This is a genomic window from Candidatus Kaelpia imicola, from assembly GCA_030765505.1.
Lineage (GTDB): Bacteria > Omnitrophota > Gorgyraeia > Kaelpiales > Kaelpiaceae > Kaelpia > Kaelpia imicola.
Genome location: JAVCCL010000015.1, coordinates 1 through 2,811 on the forward strand (window position 1 = coordinate 1; position 2,811 = coordinate 2,811).

Consider the following 2,811-nt stretch of genomic DNA (forward strand, 5'->3'; position numbering starts at 1 on the left):
ATTCTCGGATTCATCATCATAATCACCATAGAGATAATCATCAACAGTAACAGTATTGTCTACAACATTAGTAGCAGTTAAGCTGATTGATCCTCCGCTATCTCCTGCATCATTGGTGGTATCAAGGATATCCCTAACATCAACTTTGGCATAATTCCCGGAATTATCGGAAAATTCCGCCGAATCATCTTCAAAATTAATGTTTTTCGTAATCTCATTTAGGGCCGAAATTGCAATATCACCTATTGTAGAAACAGTCCCTAAATCTTCTTTTTTAATCTCAATCAAAGCATAATTTTCTGATTCATCCTCGTATCCAGAATCATCTACAGCTATCTCTTGATTAACCGTATTTACCGCTTCAACAGTAATATCCCCTGTTTCAGATATTAGCTCTGAGTTTTCAATATTTACCCAAGCATAGTTTTCATCATCATAGTCTCCCTCAAGATAAGCATACACAATATTCTCTGCCTTTATATCTATTAAACCGGATTTGGTTTCTACTTCGGTGTTTTCGATTGTAATTTTGGCATTAGAATAAGCATCGTCTTCGGGTTTTCCGTCTTCTCCGATAAGCGACTGGGCAAGTATATTGATACTTCCTGAAGTCGAATAAACAGGTCCGGTAATTTCGATTTCGGCAGAACCATATTCATTATAGGCAAGTATCGTTATATAGCCATTCTCTGTCTCTATCTCCCCCTCTAAAGAGATATTTGCACCTGCTATCGTGATATTACCGTCATCTCCATCTGCATCAGATGTGCTTATAGTCCCTGATTCATGATTAATGCTACCTTCTCCGTCATCCCACTTCTTAAAATTTTCATTTTTATGGTCGGCTAAGAAAAATAGATCCGCACCATTTATACCTGTAACATTAGCATCTATAGTAATAGAACCCTGGGTATTGAAATTTGTATCATCATCAACATCAAGAATCATATCTCCATCTATCGTTATATCGCTAGGAGGATCAAATATAATAGAATCGGCACTATAATTTCCACCTAAAATAAGACTACTATTAGTACATACCTCTATAGTCCCGCCTGTTGCATAGATATCGCCGGTTGATTTTATATCGCCTTCTGCAGTAAGCTCTACCTTACCGCTACTGTTACTTAAAGCATTGGCCTCTATTATGCCTTCGTTATTAACAGCATAGTTAAATACATCATCCATTGTCTTTGCAGTTAAAACAACAACTCCACCGTCTGCTTTTATCTCGCCCGTATTAGAGACTGCTGAATCTATCTCTTCGCCATCGACAATAACTTTATCTTTCACTGCCTCGTCTATTGCGACAGAAATCATACCTGCTGTATCAAGGCTTAGAGTCATGGCTGAGCCACTTGCTAAGACAGTACTACCTAATGTTGTTACAATCTGTCCTTCATTTTTAACAGCTTGACCTATCAATGCTACATCTTTTGCCTGAATATAACCTTGGTTTATAATTGATGCGCCAACCTTATCGGAATATTCACGGAATGTATAGTTTGAGTTCATAAAATCGACATTGTCTATATCAAGAGTTGAGGCAACAAGCGCTGTTGTATCAACAGAAGAGTTGGGCCCAAATAAGATGCCGTTTGGATTAACCAGGAATATCTTTCCATTTGCAGTCAGTGTTCCAAGTATCTCTGATATACTTCCTCCAGTTACCCTGTTTAAGGCAACAGAGTCTCCTCCAGGCTGATTAAAATTAACCGCCTCGGGGTTAGCAATTGAAAAACTATTATAATTTATGATTACTCTATCTGATGTATCAATATTTAAGGTATTTGAATCGGGTTGATTAAACTCAGCAGTTCCTGCCTGAACCTGATACCCTTCCGGAAGCGCGAAACAGACGGTTGAATAAAAAAAGAATACTCCTGCTAGCAAAACTCTAATAATATTTTGGGGAACCATATCCCACCTCCATAAAGATACTTCTTTAGTACCTTTAGTTATTTTACTAAGAAACGACACAACCGCCTTGAAAACCTGCATTTTTATGCCCCTCTACCTTTTTATAGTATATACATATATATGACATACTTTTTAAAGCTTGTCAAATTAACCATTCTAAAAAACCTTGCTCACTTCTATCCATGTTCTGGCATGGTCACCATCTGACGGCGTCTCATCCAAAGGCCATCCTATCTCAAGCCGAACAAAAAGGTTCTTATTGGGGACGTTTAAGCGTAATCCACATCCTGCTGAACGCAAAGTCTCATGCTCCTCTTCTCCTACCTGAGGATTTCTTAAGAAAGTATGACCCCAATCATAAAAACCAACAAAACGTAAAGCATCATACAGCTTCTCCTGACAAAAAGGCACTCTTAAGCTTTTAGGTATAAAGTAAAAAGGGGTTGAAAGCTCTAAGTTTGATGAATATCCTTTGTCTCCCACTTTCTCTGCTGCAGGATAACCACGGTTATTTGAGATACCTCCTATTTGAAACTGTTCGGCTGAAGTCAATATATAAGGAGATATCTGCATCTGGTTTTTCCAAAGCAATGTGGAATTGAAAGGCATCTTATGTAGCCTAAGTAATGACATATTCCATTTGGTAAATTTACCACCAGCTCCTGTCTTTGACGCATTGGCATCGACATCATCAAGCCCACCGAATATATTTGGTATGCCATAATTAAATTCGTTTACAAAGATAGTCCTGCCCCATTTATCGGACCTATCTATATCTATACTCAGTTTTGCAACTCGCATCTCATCTTTGCTATCTTCTGCACCTAAGAGATAGTTTCTTATATGTTTATAATCAAAACCTCCTGCCAGACGTATATCTATATCTTCTTC

The 2,811-nt window shown here is 38.0% G+C and carries 2 protein-coding genes; both read right to left on the reverse strand.

The genetic code is table 11. The features are described from left to right. The coding region (locus P9L98_02370; protein MDP8216151.1) for a filamentous hemagglutinin N-terminal domain-containing protein at window positions 1–2,001 on the reverse strand (2,001 nt) is incomplete at its 3' end. A gap of 75 nt (window positions 2,002–2,076) precedes the next feature. After that, a partial coding sequence (locus tag P9L98_02375) for a ShlB/FhaC/HecB family hemolysin secretion/activation protein (GenBank protein MDP8216152.1) occupies window positions 2,077–2,811 on the reverse strand: 735 nt, incomplete at its 5' end.